This window comes from Shewanella sp. 1311, assembly GCF_059338235.1.
This window is the reverse complement of record NZ_CM181686.1, coordinates 3,189,624-3,205,268: the sequence shown is the minus strand read 5'-3', so window position 1 is coordinate 3,205,268 and position 15,645 is coordinate 3,189,624. Positions and strand designations below refer to the sequence as shown.

The following is a 15,645-nucleotide window of genomic DNA, read 5'->3' as shown; positions in this document are numbered from 1 at the left end:
TCCCTATCTCTCTGTTATTGCTTGAAACAATGTCAATTTCCGTCCATCGGACAGCGACACATAAGTGGGGGTGATCTTGACGATACTCAGCCCCTCAATGCTGTCGCCAACCGACAATATCTTGTTATTTATCACAGCATAAGCCGTGTTGCCTGAACTCACTATACTGTTAAGTACCATTGCCTGAGCCTGCGCTTGACTCGCATGACCCACCACAGCAAAACCTTTACCGGGCAAGGTAGGGTCGCGCAGTGATTCAGCAGACGCCATAGGGCTGCTGACCAATAACAACACACTGATAATATAAGACTTATTTAGAGACACTGATAAAGTCCTTATTAATACTCAAGGTATAAAGTTCAATCTCTACTGTCGCTTGGGGATATTCTGCAACTTTATAGTCGAGACGCTTCCAATAAAGTTTATCTGGCATGGCCTCTACGGCTTCCACAAAGCGCAGCACAGAGAAATAATCGCCCTCTAAGCTCATACGAATACCATGGCTATACAGATTGAGTTTCTTCTCTTCACCCACAGCTAACAGGGGAATGGGCGCTATCGACATAAACTTAATTAATTTAATTCCTTGCACTTGTCCCAGTAAATTACCCAGCAGCTGTGGCATATAGTCTGCCGGCACCATATCCACCATCTGCTCATTGAGCTGGGCATCTAAGGCTTGATTCTGTTGCTCTAACAAGACTAAACGCTGTTGGTAATCTTGATTGGGATCTAACGCTAAACGTTGCTGATACAAGTCAACCTGCTGGGCCGAAATCGCGTTTTCTTGATCTAAGGCTTTTAGCTGTTGTGATAACGCCACATGGGTTTTCCACAGGGACTCTAAGGGTAAATAACTCAGCATAGCGACCACGGCCAGAATGGCGACTGAGATCAGCACTCGCTCGCGGCGACTTAGCGCATCAAACTGTTGTCCTAGTTGGGCTAACTTTTGCTTCATTGCGTGGCCTCCTCCTTGTTATCGCTCTTCAAGGTAAAGGCCAAAGGTTTATCTTCACCGCGATCCATGCTCATCGACGAGAAAGCTTGCCCCTTTAAAGTCTGCGTAGTCTTAAGTTTGCCAATCCACTGCGGAATGCTTTGGGGATGGTCGGCAAAACCTTCGAACATAAAATCTTGCTCATTAATGACAATATGACTAAGCCACACGCTCGCATCCGACACGACCGCTAAATCTTTAAGCACTGGCGCAAAACCTCGGCTAGTTAAAGAGGCCCTAAGGCTCAATTCACCCATGAGTAACTGCTTCAGCTCTAACTGTTGTGCCGCTAAATCGACTCGCGCAACGAGATCGGCATCGGGTTTACGCGCGGCAATTTGTGCTTCTAATGCCTGTTTTTGGGTATCGAATTGCAGCTTTTGCTGGGCAGCCAATTGCTGAGCCTGTTGCAACTCACTGACTTGCCAGTAGCTATAACCGCCTAATGCCGCAAATAGGACCAAAAATCCTGCAGCATAAGCTCCCAAACGGGCAAAGGTTAATCTTTGCTTAGGCGGAAGTAAGGAAGGAGTGTAGAGATTGACTCGGTATTTAATCACTCAGCACCTCTGGAAAATTCGGCAAAGGCTAATCCCGCTATTCGCGCGCCAACACAGCTTTTATCGATAACATTCACAGCTTGATTAAAGTTCGCCGACACTAGCTTAGCTAAAGTATCCACAGCGCCATCGGCGAGAAGTTCAATAGAAGATACCGGAGCTTGCCTTAACTGGCTTTCAAAGTAATCCATAGAGCGCTGAATTTCTAAACTTAAATTGTCTGCCATGCCATAAGTTAACTCATCGGCTTGGGTCTTATCCAGCTGAGCAAATCCGCGCACACGCCGCTGCATATACAGCTGACCTTGCTTAACCACAGTCAATAACAACTCTTGCCCTGGAATATGGCTGACCACCAGACGAGCTTGGTTGTCATCACCAAATAAGTTGGTCATGGCTAACTCTTCGATACTGATACCGATAAGTTGTAAATTTTGTTCATAAATGGCCTGTACCATACTCACGAGTTTAGCTTTATCGACCACCACCACATTGATTTTATTACTGGGAATGGGTGACTCGAAATAGTCTAAATGGATTTGCGGCACAGGTAGCGTAACCATGTCTTTAATTGACCACAGCAAGGCTTGGGATAATTCGACAGTATCAACATTGGGTTTATCGGTCAGCAGTAATTGATAAAGCCCTGAAGCCAAAATCAGTTGTAACTGGGCATTAGGAAAGGATTTAGCGACGGCAGCAAACGCCGATGACCAGTGTTCATCTTTAAGCTCAAACGGTAACCACTGTTCAGCTCTATCTCCTTGAGCTGGTGCGTAAACCCATAATTTATCGGCACAAACATAGACGCCAAGGCTAGTCGGATCCGTTCTTTTCTGCCAAAAGGCGAGTCGACCTATAAGACTTTTTTCCATAAAGATGCCTGTAACCAACTGAATTTAAAAGCGTGAGTAGTCTCTTTTGCTTAAACGTCCTGTCACTCCACTCTCCAGTGTTCCTTGCCCTCTGACTTGCTTTATCGCTAATTTAAACAGCAAACGTCATTATTTTGGCACTGGATAGTTTAGCTGCAAATACTCGTATTTTATAGATAAATACGTGAATAATAGGATCTATTTGTCTCTAAGACGACATTAGTCACCCAAATACCACACTTTCATTACTTAGCCTCTATGGGTTCGCTGAAATACATTCCCTGCGCAGCGCCAACACCGAGGATTTGCAGTGTCTGCCATTCTTCGAAGACTTCGACCCCCTCGGCACAGACTTGCACTTCCGTTCGATACAGACCGCCAATCAAGCTACGGATGAATAATTGGTTTTCTGGGCGTAAATGAATATGCCGGACAATCGATCTATGTAGCTTAATTAAATCAAAATGACATTCACGGATATAGTAAGTGCCAACGACCTGCTGACCCACATGATCAACACATAATCTCGCGCCCATTTTACGGATCATATCTAATTTAGGCTGCAACTTTTCTTGATGTTGAATCACGATATCTTCCGACACTTCGAAAATCAGTCGCGTGGTCAGATGGCGATATTCTAACAGCGTCGTTTTTAGCCATTGGGTAAAAGCTCGACTCATTAGCGAATCCAAACTCAGATTAATACTGTATATCTGTGACGCTGGTTTTTTATTTGTTTGAGTATTCGATACGCCACCCGCTAATTCATTCGACAGTAACAACAATACCCGCTCAATAATTTGCCGTTCGACCTGCGGCATTAAACCACATTTATTCGCCATTGGAATAAACAGTGTGGCACGAATTAGCGCTCCTTGATTATCCCGCGCCCGAGTAAATATCTCTTTATGATGCTCATTACCATCAGAATCGATTATAGGCTGGCTAAAGGGGAAGAATCGCCTTTGCACTAACGCGTTTTCTAAAAAGCTGCGCCAACGTACTGAGCCTTTAGCAAACTCTTCATCAATCGCGCCTTTGTCGTACATAAACCAATTACTGTTACCCTGTAATTGTGCCGCCCTCAAAGCCATATCGGCTTCTTCAATTAACTGCGCTGCATTGTCGCCCGCGGTAAAATAAGCGCATCCGAGGTGGAAAAAGTTATCGGTATTCTCGACTTCGGGTAACGGCTGGCTCAAACATATCTTAAGCAACTTACTGGCAAATTGGTCGGCTTCGATTAACGAGATTTGCGGCACGACTATGGCAAATTGATTGTGGGAACGACGGGCAAAAATACTGTTGGCTTGGGTTTGCAGTAATTGGCTTATCGCGTTAACAGTCGAGTTTAATAACTCTTTGGTTACCGCTTCACCTTGGGATTGCTGCAGTAAATCCAGATCATCCATCTCTAATAAATAAATCACCCCATGGGCGAGCATCGCCTGATTATGGCTAAGGGCGTCGAGACGGTTATTTAAGAAAAGTCGATTACCAATGCGCGTTTCCGCATCGAGAAAAGTATTAGAACGAATGAACTTGTCAAAACGACCGCGCTCTTTTTGTGCGTCTTGTAATTCTTCTAACAACTTGGTCAAAGCACGGTTAATCAGCCTTGGCTTGCCATTTCCGGGAGTCGCGAGTGCTTGCTCGTGCTTACCTTGCAGAATCAATCGACTGCGTAAGGCTAATTCTTCAATGCCATCCAATTGCTGGGAAAACCATAAATAGCCAAAACGCACTAAGGCAGCCACAGCTAACACACCGACCAACAGGATCAGGATTTCATACCAACTAAAAGTGTAATGCTCGAAGGGTTGAGTCAAAGTCAGCTGCATGCGCAGACCAGATTTTGGATCTAACACATGGTCATACACCATGGCATTTTGCGTAGTGAGATTGCCTTCATAGGCAAAGATCACTTCATCTTTCAAGGTCAGCCGAAAATCAACAGCATTGTAGGCGAGCAGCATGGGCGGCAGCCAAGCTTCCAAATCCCAATCGGGTTGGTGTTGATATTGGTCCACTAACATAGTTTCGAGTTCGGCGACTTTCTGCTGCTGAAATTTATAGGTCAGCTGCACGAAACTCATCATAGCGCTCAGCAAAAATACGAAGGCAATAGCGGCTAATGACATTAACCAAAAGCTGGTTAATTTTGTAGTTAACATTCGGGTGAATTTCATCTATCCGCTATCCTGCAGGATTATTATAATTATTTGTGCGATTTTAACAGGAGTACAACAAAGTTGTCCGTTGATTATTCAGTAGCATAACCTAAAAGGCAACCAAGACGCTGTGACTTTAATGTCCACTTAAAAACAAAAAAGAGGCTAATTAGCCTCTTTTCGATGTTTTTACCACTTCTAGCCTAGTCGGCGTATTTAGGTAAAGTAGGGATAGCTGCGACACCAGAGTCAATCGCCGCTTGTGCAACCGCACGGGCAACATTAGGCAACAAACGTGGGTCCATAGGTTTTGGCAGCACGTATTCAGGGCCAAAACTCAGTGAAGTCACATTAGGATAAGCCTTTAATACACTCGCAGGCACAGGCTCTTTTGCCAGTGCAGCAATGGCATGAACTGCGGCGATTTTCATCTCATCATTAATGCATGACGCACGTACATCCAAGGCACCACGGAAAATAAACGGGAAACACAATACGTTATTCACTTGGTTTGGATAATCGCTGCGACCCGTACCCATGATCAAATCGCTACGCGTTGCGTGAGCCAGTGCCGGTTTGATTTCAGGATCTGGGTTAGAACAGGCAAAAATCACTGGCTTATCAGCCATCAGCGCAACTTCTTCTGCACCAATCACGTCAGGACCTGATAGGCCTAAAAACACGTCTGCGCCTTTAATAACATCAAGAAGCGTGCGTTTGTCGGTATCATTCGCAAATAGCGCTTTATATTCATTAAGATCCGTACGGCCAGAATGAATAACACCTTTAGTGTCTAGCATATAAATGTTAGCGCGATTCGCACCACATTTAACCAACATAGTCATACAAGCAATGGCTGCGGCACCGGCGCCCATACACACAAACGTTGCGTCGCTGATCAACTTGCCTTGAATTTCCAGCGCATTAATCATACCTGCCGCGGTCACAATTGCGGTGCCGTGCTGATCGTCATGGAATACCGGCACTTTACAACGGGCAATCAATTCACGTTCGATAACAAAGCATTCGGGCGCTTTAATATCTTCAAGATTGATACCACCAAAAGTGTCAGCAATCGCTGCAACTGTATTGATAAATTCTTCAGGCGTATTGTGGGTGATCTCAATATCAGTCGAATCGATATTTGCAAAATGCTTGAATAATAATGCTTTGCCTTCCATCACAGGTTTAGAAGCCAAGGGGCCTAAATTGCCTAAACCTAAGATTGCCGTACCATTAGTAATCACGGCAACCGTATTACCTTTATTGGTATAACGATACGCATTGTCAGGATTAGCCGCGATTTCACGCACAGGCTCAGCCACACCAGGGCTATAAGCTAGGGCGAGATCGTGACTCGTTTCGGCAGGTTTGGTAAGGCAAACTGCGGTTTTGCCTGGTATTGGAAATTCATGATAATCGAGTGCTTGTTGACGAATATCTGACATTTTAAAATCCTGAAATGCGACATTTATAATTTATGAGAGTAAGGCCTACCAACACACATCTAGTCTCACCAAAGGGTGATGTTAATAGTCTGGCTGGTCGGGGTAAGATACGCCAATAAGGGGAATTTTTAAATAAGAGATTCAGAAATTTCACTTTAGCCTTCAAATAGACCCTCTAAGCTTAGTTTTATAAACTTATCTCCTATAATAAAGCTGCATTTCTTAATATATTTTGTAGGAAACAAACATATATTTTGTAGTTATAACGCTAGTTGTAGCGCATTAATCTCAAAAATGTTGGTTAAATTACAATATATAGCGGCTAGCACATTTATCTTATAGTTAATTGCTATAAATAAGTCGAATTACATACTTGAACTCGCAATATGCAATAAGTTGATGATTAATTGAGTGAAGTCGTACCAGATGGGGGATTTAACATAAGTATTAAAATAGGCGTAAATAAAGCGGTTCGGCAAATGATAGAAAGCAAAAAGGCGCCATAGGCGCCTTTTCTAGAAACATTGCAATCGCAATTATTTCTTTGCAAGCACTGCGAAGCGCTTGTTGAATTTGTCGATACGACCGCCGGTATCAACAACTTTTTGTGTACCAGTGTAGAATGGGTGACATGCACCACATACGTCTAAATGCAGATCTTTACCAGCAGTAGAGTTTACTTTGATAACGTTACCACAAGTACAGTTTGCAGTGATGATAGCGTATTTTGGGTGGATACCTGGTTTCATTGGGGTTACCTCAAAAGTGTAAGGCCATGTCGCTCTTCCAACCCGTAGTCGGACACCACATGCATGTTAATAACAATATGTTTAGGGCGCAGAATGGTACAGCATACCCACAAGGGATACAAGTAGATTATCTGAGCGTTTGGCGGTTATTCTGCGTCTATTTTGACTTTAGTTCGCCGCATCATTTTCCCGCCTCTTTAGCTTCAAACATCGTCTGCGCCTCTCTGGCGTTAGCATGCTGTGCCAAAATCATTTTTGAAGGACAGGACAGAGCCGCATTACTCTTGAGTGCGTTGATTTTATTTTTTGAGAACGCCGCTGGATTCGCCTCGTAGATCGCCAGCATAGCGCCATAAACACTCACGTCCCAATCGTTGGCATAGCGATTCGCGATACGCCACAAGGTCTCACCAGCAAGATAAGTTAACTGACAATTTTTAGGTGTCTGCGAAGCTGTTGGGGACGTTTCAGCAGCATTTACTTGGAGTTCGCTATTTGTTGTCTTCGCAGTTTCTGTAGCTACGACTTCAGACATAACAGTCTCAGGCACTACAGTTTCAACAGGCGTTGTTTTAACAGCAACAGGCTCAGACATCACAGCAACAACAGGTGTTGTTTTAGCAACAACAGGTTCAGAGATTTTAACGACAGGCTTTACCTCAGCAACCTGTGTATTTTGCTCATTCGCTGCTTCAGGGAATTTAAAACCAGTCACGATTTCAGCCACTGGCACTGTGGGCTTAATATCTACATGAGTATTTGCAGCCGCGATAACCGCCGTCGCAGGCTTAGCCTCCAACACTCGCGTGGATTCAGCGGCCACCTTTACAGGCTGAGCATTCACTTTATCCGCACGCTTTTGCACCTGCGCTGTCGTCGTATTTTTACTGCCCGATGCTGCTTTTGCGGTTAGCGTGGCCAATGTTGGCTTAGCCTCGCCAAATAGATTGATACTTTTGACCTCATACCATCGGTCGAGTCGATACTCCCTCACTAAGAGTTTAGCCTTGTCATCTTTTACATCTTCAACACCCGTGAGCAAAACTAAAAAGCGATTAAGCGCCTCAACCATTAACTTTTCTTCGCCGCCGGCTTGCTGCACTACAAACTCTAAGCGCGACATGTCTTGATTGTCCGCAATCACATTCACCCTGAGTTTAGGATAACCACCTAACTCAAACATGCGGCTGTTAACGCTCACATGGGAGACTTGTGCCATGCTCGGTGCGCTCCACACTAACGCGAGTAGACCTAATGATTTCACTATATTAGCCATTTATTTACTCTCAACTATCCTTGGTAAACCATCATTAGGGCTAGCCCTAGCCAGCCGCGCTGAGTACACTAAACCACATTCTTGCCTAAGACTTGCCAGCATATGTCATTGTTTGTCGAAGTTGCGTTACCTGTGCCTATGCGGCAAACCTTTAGCTACCGCGTACCCGAAACTTATCCTAGTACACCGCAGATAGGCGTGCGCGTTAAAGTCCCCTTCGGTCGTCAACAATTAATCGGATTAGTCACAGGTATCACAGATACGTGCAGCTTAGCGCCTAAGCAGATTAAGTCTGTGCTTGAGTTTATCGACGATAAACCTTTGTTGCCTGAATCACTTTATAAATTAACCCTTTGGGCCGCGAGATACTATTTTTGCAGCCAAGGGCAGATGCTAACCCAAGCCTTACCAGTGGCCCTACGTAAAGGGCTCGATGCCGCGCCGCAAAAGATCCAATTCTGGCAATTAACTGAGATAGGCCAAAATATTGCACCAGAAGCGGTTAAGCGAGCACCCGCACAGAAAAAATTACTCGAGTTACTCAAACCCGCCAGCTTAACCCAAGAAGAAGTGATCAGCTTAGATATCAGTAAAGCGGCACTGAAAGCCCTAGAAGATAAAGGCTGGGTGGCACGCCATGAAAAAATTGCCGAGCTTAACCTCGACTGGCGTACCACACTCGAAATGGACGAAACGCCACATAAACTCAATAAAGAACAAGCCGTCGCCGTTGCCACGTTAAATCTGCAACAAGGGTATCACTGTACTTTATTAGAAGGCATTACCGGTTCGGGTAAAACAGAAGTCTATTTGGCGGTGCTCGAGGAAATCCTCAAGCAAGGCAAGCAAGCGTTAATTTTAGTGCCTGAAATCGGCTTGACGCCCCAGACAATCAATCGCTTTAAGCGTCGTTTCAAAGTCAATGTCGCCATATTACACTCTGGGTTAACCGACAATCAAAGACTAGAAGCTTGGCGCCAAGCCCGCTGTGGTCAGGCCGCCATCATTATCGGCACCCGCTCGGCCTTGTTCACGCCAATGGCCTATCCCGGCATCATCATACTCGATGAAGAACACGACAGTAGCTTTAAGCAACAGGAAGGCGTCGGTTATCACGCCCGCGACTTGGCAGTCATGCGTGGCCATTTAGAATCAATTCCTGTGATATTAGGCACGGCAACCCCCTCACTCGAAAGTCTACAAAATGCCTTAAGTGGCCGTTACCATCATTTGCAATTGGGTGAGCGCGCTGGCGCAGCTAAAAAAGTGCGCCAAGGGATTATCGACATTAAAAATATGCCGTTAAAAGCAGGAATGTCGGTGCCGCTGCTGAACGAAATCCGTCTGCATTTAGACGCAGGCAACCAAGTATTACTGTTTCTCAATCGCCGCGGCTTCGCACCCGCTCTGCTTTGCCACGAGTGTGGGCACTTACACGAGTGCGACCGCTGCGACGCGTTTTTCACAGTGCATCAATCCCTTGGTGAAATTTGCTGTCACCATTGTGGCAATCAATATGCCATCCCTAAGCAATGCCACAAATGCGGCAGCACTATGCTGATGGGCCAAGGTATAGGCACAGAACAACTCGCCGAGGCACTGCAGCTGGAGTTTCCGAAACATCCTGTAGTGCGCATCGACCGTGATACTACCCGCTTAAAAGGCTCATTAGAAACCCACTTAAACGCAATTCATAAGGGCGAATATAAAATCCTCGTCGGCACGCAAATGCTGGCTAAGGGTCATCACTTTCCTGATGTGACGCTTGTTGGGCTACTCGATGTCGATGGTGCCTTATTTAGCGCCGACTTCCGCGCGCCCGAGCGTTTTGGGCAACTCTATACCCAAGTCGCTGGTCGTGCGGGCCGCGCCAGTAAACCCGGCACGGTATTATTGCAAACTCACCAGAGCGACAATCCTATTTTGCGGGATTTGCTGCACCGCGGTTATGGCGAGTTTGCTCGCAGCCAATTAAAAGAGCGTCAACAAGCACTGCTGCCGCCAGCATGGCACATGGTGTTGGTACGCGCCGAAGCTCATTTAGCCAGTGATGCCGATAACTTTCTCAACGCCTTCGCCGCGCTTTTGCCGCAAGATAAAGAATTTGAGGTAATTGGTCCTATGCCAGCGCCCTTAGATAAAAAAGCCGGCAAGTTCCGTCGCCAACTGCTATTCCAAGCGAAAAACCGCAACCGTCTGCAGCAAGAGTTTGAACGTATTCATCCGCTTGTAGAGCAGCTTATCGAAGCCAAGCGCTGCCGATGGAGCTTAGACAGGGATCCGCAGGATCTCCTCTGAGTCGAGTATTTGATAAGTATTTAAGTGCCATTTGATAAAAAATCATCGGGAAGATAGCAATTGTTAACCACAAACGGCTAAAATATGCGGTTATTCCCTGTATTCACTCTTAAAGTTAGTGCCGATTAGAACCCATGAAATCACATATCCAATCATTACTTGAACAAACTCTAGAATCCTTTAAACAACAAGGTATTGTGCCTGCTGACTTTGAAGCGCGCATTCAGGTAGATCGAACCAAGGATAAGAGTCATGGCGACTTGGCAACCAACTTAGCCATGATGCTGACTAAGGTCGCGGGCAAGAATCCACGCGAATTAGCCCAACTGATCATCGACACCTTACCGGCTTCGGCTTATGTGGCTAAGGTTGAGATCGCAGGTCCTGGCTTTATCAACTTTTTTATCAACGACAGCGCCTTAGCGGATCAACTGCAAAATGCCGTCAACGATGAGCATTTAGGTATCAAGTTACCGACACCGCAAACCGTTGTTGTTGATTACTCTTCACCCAACCTCGCCAAAGAAATGCACGTAGGTCACCTACGTTCAACCATCATTGGTGACAGTGTGGTGCGTGCGCTGGAATTTTTAGGCCACAAAGTCATTCGTCAAAACCATGTCGGCGACTGGGGCACACAATTTGGTATGTTGCTGGCCTATATGGAAGAGCTACGCGCCAAAAATGGTGAGAAAGCGCAACTTGAACTGTCTGATTTAGAAAACTTTTACCGCGCTGCCAAACTGCGCTTCGACGAATCGGCAGAGTTTGCGACCCGCGCTCGTCAATTAGTGGTTGAGTTGCAATCTGGCGACGAATACTGCAACAAATTGTGGCGCGAATTTAACGACATTTCGTTGAGCCACTGCCATGAAGTCTACGCCCGTTTAGGTGTGAGCCTGACCCGCGCCGACGTGCACGGTGAAAGTGCCTATAACGCCGATCTAGAACAAGTAGTTAAAGATTTAGATGCCCAAGGTTTATTAACCGAAAGCAACGGCGCCAAAGTTGTGTTCCAAGAAGCCTTCCGCAATAAAGAAGGTGAGCCACTGCCAGTGATCATCCAAAAAGCTGATGGTGGCTACTTGTATGCCACCTCAGATCTTGCGGCAATGCGCTACCGTTCGAACGTATTAAAAGCCGATCGCGTACTGTATTTTGTTGACCTACGTCAGGCGCTGCATTTCCAACAAGTCTTCAGCCTAGCCAAGCTGGCTAAATTTGTTCGTGAAGATATGTCATTGGAACACTTAGGTTTTGGCACGATGAACGGCGAAGATGGCCGTCCATTCAAAACCCGTAGCGGCGGCGTCGTTAAGTTAGTCGACCTGTTAGAAGAAGCCAACGTGCGCGCACTTGAACTCGTTCGCAGCAAAAATCCAGATATGGATGAAGTCACGCTGACTGAAATCGCTCGCGTCGTTGGGATCAGTGCCGTTAAATATGCTGACTTGTCGAAAAACCGTACCAGCGATTACATATTCAGCTTCGAACAAATGCTCAGCTTCGAAGGCAATACCGCACCTTACCTGCTGTACGCTTACACCCGTGTTGCGGGTATTTTCAAGCGTGTAACCGATCTGGATCTCAGCCAAGCGAAAATAGTGCTTGAGCATGAAAAAGAGAAAGACCTCGGTAACAAGTTAGCGCAGTTCGGCGAGATCCTCAGTCGCGTTGTCGATAAAGGTCAACCGCACGTACTGTGTGCTTACCTGTATGAATTAGCGGGTGCTTTCTCAAGCTTCTACGAAGCGTGCCCCGTGCTTGCTGCCGATAACGACGCGCAAAAGAACAGCCGTTTATTACTCGCACAACTGACGGCTCGTACGTTACAAAAAGGCCTAAATCTACTCGGTATCGAAACCTTAGAGCGGATGTAAGCCATGAGTAATCGCGATTATGCCAATAGAAGGCCGCAGTCGGGCGCTAAACCGCGCCCAGTCCGCGCGACTCGCCCAACCCGAGCAAAGCCTTCACAATCTAAATCAGCGCCGCGTAAGAAGCTGCCGCTGACGCTGATAGGCTTTGTCATACTCGCTGTGGGTTGTTTCGTCTATTTTCTATGGAGCATTAAAGATAATGCTCAGCAAGAAGAGCAGCCGAGGCCAACTCCGGCTAAGAAAACCGAAACTCGAGTTAAGCCGCAAGAAAATGTGGTGCTCACCCCTAAGGTGAAAGAGCCCGAGCGTAAAGCCGTCGTTATTCCTGTGGCGACCGAGGAGACAGCAGAGCCTGTTGCTCCGCCGAAGAAGGATCCTAACGCTCTGCCGCCTCAACCAAAGGAAGAATGGACCTATCTCAGTGAGCTTGAAAACAAGCATGTTGAAGTCGATATTCCCGATGTGGTCGCGAGCCGAACACCGATGCAATATCAGTTGCAGTGCGCTTCTTTCCGCCAAGAATCACAGGCGAACGAGATGAAAGCCGTGATCGCTTTCCAAGGTTTAGAGGCGCAAGTAAGACAGGTCGAAGGTACGACAGGTATGTGGTACAAAGTCGCTTTAGGCCCTTACGAACGTAAGCGTGATGCAGAACGTAAGCGTCATACGCTGCAAAATGCGGGGATTAATGGCTGTCAGATTCTGGCAATCCCTAAATAAGGCTTCACCCTTTCTCGGCTTATTTTAATAAGCCTAGTCGCAAAAAATAGCGGCCAGCGTTTATCGCTCGTCGCTATTTTTTTTATCCGCTAGACTTAATGTGATCTCGCTTTAGCTTGCCACATAACATCACTCACTATTCACCCAAGCTCACCTCGATATCACCAGTTTTAAACAGCCCTATTTTTTAAAGTACTGTTTTGTTGAATCTATAACTGATTATTTATAAAAAATAAAATCCTTTATTAATAAAGATTAATATGCAGTTTAATTGACCTAGATCAAACTTAGGCGTATCTCTTAAGTAACAGCAAGACTGTTGTATCTGTGTCAAATCCAACCTTAGGGTGAAGTATTATGAATGCATTAATAGAGATAGAAGCCACCGAATTCAGCCAACTTTTCAAAAGTGGTGACATGCTAGGAATTAGAATGTTTATGGAGCATGTTCGCATGCCGCTGGATGTTCAAGACAAGATTTATGACGAAATTTCAGCGCTTCAGCAATTAGAGCAAAATCAAATTGCGAAACTCATTGAAACCCACGCCCATTCCCAAATTCATGAACGCCTAGCTTATTAGCCTTCCATTCAATGAAAAATTTATCTATGCCCGACTGCAGCTTCTGACGGTTCATTCAACAGAAGCTGTATGATCTCCCCCTCTGCTCTACACTATCCACAACACAAACCACTACATACATTATCCAATTACAGCCAAAAAATAAGGCCAAATACCTGAGTATTTGGCCTTAATGATCTAGCTAGTTTCAGATTTTAACCACAGCCTTAGCTCGGTTTTTCTTCCGTTAAGCCTATGCTATTCATCCAGTAATCGAAATCCACCATATTACCCGGCAATACCACTCGGCTATTCTTCTGGCTTAAGCCATCGAGCTGTTTAAAGTACTGTTCACCAAGTTGCATCCGCAGGGCATTGTGGCCACCCGGCGCAGCAATAACTGTGGCAAGACGTTCGATCGATTCCGCCGTCGCACGGGAAATAGTTAAAATTTCCTCAGCCTTACCTTCAGCTTCGTTAATCCGGCGCTGCATTTCACCTTCAGAGCGGTTTACCGTCTCAGCTTTAACACCTTCTGAACGGTTAATCTTGCTCTGCTTGTCGCCTTCACTCTTAGCCAATAATGCGCGGCGCTCACGCTCAGCATTCACTTGCATTTCCATGGCATTTTTAACGGTTTCAGGTGGGGTGATATTTTTAATCTCATAACGATGCACGCGTATTCCCCACAGTGCCCCCGCTTGATCTAATACCTGCACGACCTTGGCAGAAATCACATCACGCTCTTCGAACGTGCGGTCAAGGTCCAGCGTCCCAATGACAGAGCGTGTGGTGGTTTGCGCCAACTGGATAGCCGCGTAGCGATAATCAGTAATACCGTAACTGGCTTTGACTGGGTCAGTTACAGAGATATAAATCACCCCGTCCACTTCAACGTTAACTTCGTCGCTCGAAAAACACTCCTGCGGCGGTACATCGATGGTCTCTTCTTTCAAATCATGAATAAAAGCAACTTTATCCACAAAGGGAATCAAGGTATGGAAACCTGCATCTAAGGTGCTGTGGTACTTACCTAAACGCTCAACAATATAAGCCGATTTAGTGGGCACTAGGCGAATAGATTGAAAAAGCTTAATCACGAAAATGGCAAAAATCAGTCCCCAAATTGCCATCACAATCAAATCTGTATCTAGTGGAATATTCATTATCGCGCTCCTTTGCCACTATTATTCTGGCCACTCACTGTCTGAGTGACTTGCTCCATGCCTTCGAAGAAACCTTCGAGTTTCGCCATTTCAGCGGGGACCACAGAGACTTGTGCGTCATTGAGGATCTTGCCAACCTGAGCGATAAACTGCTCTTTCAGTAACATATTCATCGCATCTGTACCGCCATTAACCGCTAACGCCTGCGAGATCATTGCCATGCCTTCGGATTTCGCTTTAGCGATAATAGCAATCTCTTGCCCTGTCCCTTTGGCTTCATTAATCCGTTTCTGCTTTTGACCTTCTGACAGGTTAATCGCCTCTTGGCGCTCCCCTTCAGACATATTGATCATCGCCGCTTTTTCCGCATTGGCCAACGTGATTTCAGCGCGTTTACGACGCTCGGCTTCCATTTGTTTCTCAAGAGTATGGATCACATGGCGCGAAGGGGTGATATTGCGAATTTCATAGCGCAAGACTTTGATCCCCCAAGGCTCAGACGCCTTATCGATTTCCCGCACTATGGATTCATTCAAGCTATCACGCTCGGAGAATGTCTCACTCAAACTCAGCTTACCAATCTCAGAACGCATTGTGGTTTGGGCTAAGTTCACCGCCGCTTTACGATAATTTTCAATACCATAACTCGCCAGTTTGCCGTCCATCACTTTTAGGTAGACTAAGCCGTCCACTTCCAGTTGAGTGTTATCTTTAGAGATACAGCTCTGTGGCGGCACATCTAATACTTGCTCACGGGTATCGTGACGGTAGGAGACGCGGTCGAAGAAAGGGATCAAAAAATGAAATCCAGGGCTTAATACTGCACGGAATTTGCCAAGACGCTCAATGACATGCACTTCACGCATCGGCACGATAAGCATCAACTTATAGAGAATAAAAAAGATAAATAAAATGACTAAGGTAAATACAAACATAGATTC

Annotated in this window: 14 protein-coding genes; 4 read left to right on the top strand and 10 right to left on the bottom strand. The window is 45.9% G+C overall.

The genetic code is table 11. The features are described from left to right. Positions 1 to 3: 3 nt before the first annotated feature. The 8 genes from AC5YB3_RS14465 to AC5YB3_RS14430 form a co-directional block, all read right to left on the bottom strand. Positions 4 to 324: a hypothetical protein gene (locus tag AC5YB3_RS14465; RefSeq protein WP_063883335.1), complete on the bottom strand. Its 321-nt coding sequence runs from the start codon at positions 322 to 324 to the stop codon at positions 4 to 6. Then, on the bottom strand, positions 311 to 961 hold the full coding sequence (locus AC5YB3_RS14460) for an MSHA biogenesis protein MshJ (RefSeq protein ID WP_494525577.1): 651 nt from the start codon (positions 959 to 961) through the stop codon (positions 311 to 313). Before AC5YB3_RS14460 ends, AC5YB3_RS14465 begins: the two co-directional genes overlap by 14 nt. After that, positions 958 to 1,560, bottom strand: a complete 603-nt coding sequence (locus AC5YB3_RS14455) for a fimbrial assembly protein (protein WP_342900397.1) — start codon at positions 1,558 to 1,560, stop codon at positions 958 to 960. Before AC5YB3_RS14455 ends, AC5YB3_RS14460 begins: the two co-directional genes overlap by 4 nt. Continuing rightward, on the bottom strand, positions 1,557 to 2,435 hold the full coding sequence (locus AC5YB3_RS14450; protein ID WP_494525576.1) for an MSHA biogenesis protein MshI: 879 nt from the start codon (positions 2,433 to 2,435) through the stop codon (positions 1,557 to 1,559). Before AC5YB3_RS14450 ends, AC5YB3_RS14455 begins: the two co-directional genes overlap by 4 nt. A gap of 245 nt (positions 2,436 to 2,680) precedes the next feature. Continuing rightward, positions 2,681 to 4,624, bottom strand: a complete 1,944-nt coding sequence (gene csrD / locus AC5YB3_RS14445; RefSeq protein ID WP_494525575.1) for an RNase E specificity factor CsrD — start codon at positions 4,622 to 4,624, stop codon at positions 2,681 to 2,683. A gap of 185 nt (positions 4,625 to 4,809) precedes the next feature. Further along, the gene (locus AC5YB3_RS14440) at positions 4,810 to 6,054 is read right to left on the bottom strand and encodes a malic enzyme-like NAD(P)-binding protein (RefSeq protein ID WP_006083276.1); all 1,245 of its coding nucleotides are present in this window, start codon (positions 6,052 to 6,054) and stop codon (positions 4,810 to 4,812) included. A 536-nt stretch (positions 6,055 to 6,590) separates the two neighbouring features. Continuing rightward, positions 6,591 to 6,803: a 50S ribosomal protein L31 gene (gene rpmE, locus AC5YB3_RS14435; RefSeq protein ID WP_006083277.1), complete on the bottom strand. Its 213-nt coding sequence runs from the start codon at positions 6,801 to 6,803 to the stop codon at positions 6,591 to 6,593. Positions 6,804 to 6,984: 181 nt separating this feature from the next. After that, entirely contained in the window at positions 6,985 to 8,079 is a 1,095-nt protein-coding gene (locus AC5YB3_RS14430) for a FimV/HubP family polar landmark protein (RefSeq protein ID WP_494525574.1), read from the bottom strand. 102 nt (positions 8,080 to 8,181) lie between these two features. Between AC5YB3_RS14430 and priA the strand changes: the two genes are divergently transcribed. From priA to AC5YB3_RS14410, 4 genes are all read left to right on the top strand, one after another. Continuing rightward, the gene (gene priA, locus AC5YB3_RS14425) at positions 8,182 to 10,377 is read left to right on the top strand and encodes a primosomal protein N' (RefSeq protein WP_006083279.1); all 2,196 of its coding nucleotides are present in this window, start codon (positions 8,182 to 8,184) and stop codon (positions 10,375 to 10,377) included. A gap of 134 nt (positions 10,378 to 10,511) precedes the next feature. Beyond that, positions 10,512 to 12,257, top strand: coding sequence for an arginine--tRNA ligase (gene argS, locus AC5YB3_RS14420; protein WP_006083280.1), 1,746 nt, complete (start codon positions 10,512 to 10,514; stop codon positions 12,255 to 12,257). Between the two features lie 3 nt (positions 12,258 to 12,260). After that, a complete protein-coding gene (locus tag AC5YB3_RS14415) occupies positions 12,261 to 12,977 on the top strand; it encodes an SPOR domain-containing protein (protein ID WP_012586653.1) in 717 nt (238 codons plus the stop codon). 357 nt (positions 12,978 to 13,334) lie between these two features. Continuing rightward, complete coding sequence (locus AC5YB3_RS14410) at positions 13,335 to 13,559, top strand: hypothetical protein (RefSeq protein WP_006083282.1); 225 nt, start codon at positions 13,335 to 13,337, stop codon at positions 13,557 to 13,559. 206 nt (positions 13,560 to 13,765) lie between these two features. Here AC5YB3_RS14410 and AC5YB3_RS14405 read toward each other — a convergent pair whose 3' ends face one another. Further along, a complete protein-coding gene (locus AC5YB3_RS14405) occupies positions 13,766 to 14,704 on the bottom strand; it encodes an SPFH domain-containing protein (protein ID WP_011847954.1) in 939 nt (312 codons plus the stop codon). Next, positions 14,704 to 15,639, bottom strand: a complete 936-nt coding sequence (locus AC5YB3_RS14400) for an SPFH domain-containing protein (protein WP_006083284.1) — start codon at positions 15,637 to 15,639, stop codon at positions 14,704 to 14,706. Before AC5YB3_RS14400 ends, AC5YB3_RS14405 begins: the two co-directional genes overlap by 1 nt. Positions 15,640 to 15,645: the final 6 nt, after the last annotated feature.

Coding starts and splice junctions, on each gene's coding strand:
- rpmE (WP_006083277.1), bottom strand. CDS start 6,803: ATGAAACCAGGTATCCACCCAAAATACGCTATCATCACTGCAAACTGT.
- AC5YB3_RS14440 (WP_006083276.1), bottom strand. CDS start 6,054: ATGTCAGATATTCGTCAACAAGCACTCGATTATCATGAATTTCCAATA.
- AC5YB3_RS14460 (WP_494525577.1), bottom strand. CDS start 961: ATGAAGCAAAAGTTAGCCCAACTAGGACAACAGTTTGATGCGCTAAGT.
- priA (WP_006083279.1), top strand. CDS start 8,182: ATGTCATTGTTTGTCGAAGTTGCGTTACCTGTGCCTATGCGGCAAACC.
- AC5YB3_RS14400 (WP_006083284.1), bottom strand. CDS start 15,639: ATGTTTGTATTTACCTTAGTCATTTTATTTATCTTTTTTATTCTCTAT.
- csrD (WP_494525575.1), bottom strand. CDS start 4,624: ATGAAATTCACCCGAATGTTAACTACAAAATTAACCAGCTTTTGGTTA.
- AC5YB3_RS14405 (WP_011847954.1), bottom strand. CDS start 14,704: ATGAATATTCCACTAGATACAGATTTGATTGTGATGGCAATTTGGGGA.
- argS (WP_006083280.1), top strand. CDS start 10,512: ATGAAATCACATATCCAATCATTACTTGAACAAACTCTAGAATCCTTT.
- AC5YB3_RS14450 (WP_494525576.1), bottom strand. CDS start 2,435: ATGGAAAAAAGTCTTATAGGTCGACTCGCCTTTTGGCAGAAAAGAACG.
- AC5YB3_RS14410 (WP_006083282.1), top strand. CDS start 13,335: ATGAATGCATTAATAGAGATAGAAGCCACCGAATTCAGCCAACTTTTC.
- AC5YB3_RS14430 (WP_494525574.1), bottom strand. CDS start 8,079: ATGGCTAATATAGTGAAATCATTAGGTCTACTCGCGTTAGTGTGGAGC.
- AC5YB3_RS14415 (WP_012586653.1), top strand. CDS start 12,261: ATGAGTAATCGCGATTATGCCAATAGAAGGCCGCAGTCGGGCGCTAAA.